Raw genomic sequence first — 1234 nt, 5'->3', positions numbered from 1 at the left:
GAAAACCCCCTTTTCCCTCACCGCTCTGGTGCTGAATAGCACGTCTATATCCCTCCCTCTCGCGGGACCCGACCTGCAGTCCTCGGCGGCGTTCTGCGGCCGGGGGATCCTCACGTCTGCCCTGACGCCGAGCCTGCGGAGATCCTCCGCTATTGAGCGGGAGACGCTGAGCACCTTCTTGTCCCCCAATGCCCACCTCAGCAGCAGCACCTTCGCGTAAATCTTCCATCCTCCGATCGCCGACAAATCGGCGTCCATTATGAGCCTGTAGTTCTCGCGCAGGCTCGATGGCCCTCTGTAATCCGTCACGAGGTTGTACACAGCGGGCACCAGTTGAAATAGCGCGCTCCACTTAGCGCCACTGAGCCTCAGCGCTGATATGACGAAGAGGTTTTCATGTGCAAAGTAGATCATATCTGGTCTAAGAGTTTGCAGCGCAGATTCAACGAGCTTGGAGGCGAACCTGTAATAATCGAGCGCTCCCGAGAGCGCGTAAGAATTCACCGGCAATGGGTGGAAATTCTCTACTACCGATAGTAGCTCTGGGAAATAATTCTCAATTTCACCCCTAAGTTTATTTAATTTATCGGCAGGTACCGCGAAAGTTACGTCATTTTTATTACGCAGCTGCCTAGCTATCTGCAGCACCCTGAGATTGCCGCCCGAAAGATTGTCTGCCAGGGTGAGGTAGGCTATGACCATGCCCGCCTGCGTGTTCACTCGCGTGAATCTATGAGATTTGCGGCCCCTTCCATTCCTCGAACCTCGGGCAGCCCGCGATGCGCGCCCGCGAGCGCTGCGCTCTGGACGGGCTCTCAAGTCAGATTCCTCAGTTGCTCGGCCAGAGATTCGCGGAGCGGCACTCCTTAAACGGTGCTCCACAAAGTTACATCGCTGCGTCGAGGGCATGTGAATGACTTAAATTGCGCCAGCGCGAGCCGTCCAGCATTGGGCGCTCCTCAGGTAGCGCTTGTGGCCAGTAAATACAATACGGGGCACTGGCTCCTCAGGAGCGATCTGCTGGCAAACAGTTGCCTGACGCTCATATCTTCCGATGCGCTGAGGAAACAGGGGCCCGGTCTTCTCAGAGGGTACGAGATGCTCATAGTCTTCTCCGACGCATTGTTCCACGATGACGAGAGGGAATCGCTCGAGGAAGCGCTGAAGTTCAATGGACCAGTGGCCGTGGTAGACTATAGGGATGATCCAGTCGTTCTGCAGCTGGCTTCGCTGC

At 56.2% G+C, this 1234-nt stretch carries 2 protein-coding genes; one reads left to right on the top strand and one right to left on the bottom strand.

Going from position 1 to position 1234, the window contains the following annotated elements; translation table 11 throughout:
- The coding region (locus ABJK56_RS05675) for a hypothetical protein (RefSeq protein WP_347243698.1) at positions 1-702 on the bottom strand (702 nt) is incomplete at its 3' end.
- A gap of 270 nt (positions 703-972) precedes the next feature.
- Here ABJK56_RS05675 and ABJK56_RS05670 point away from each other — a divergent pair.
- On the top strand, positions 973-1234 hold a 262-nt coding region (locus ABJK56_RS05670), incomplete at its 3' end, for a hypothetical protein (protein WP_347243697.1).

This window comes from Thermogutta sp. (genome assembly GCF_039793925.1).
Lineage (GTDB): Bacteria > Planctomycetota > Planctomycetia > Pirellulales > Thermoguttaceae > Thermogutta.
The sequence above is the reverse complement of the archived record's forward strand: the minus strand, read 5'-3'. Positions and strand labels throughout refer to the sequence as shown.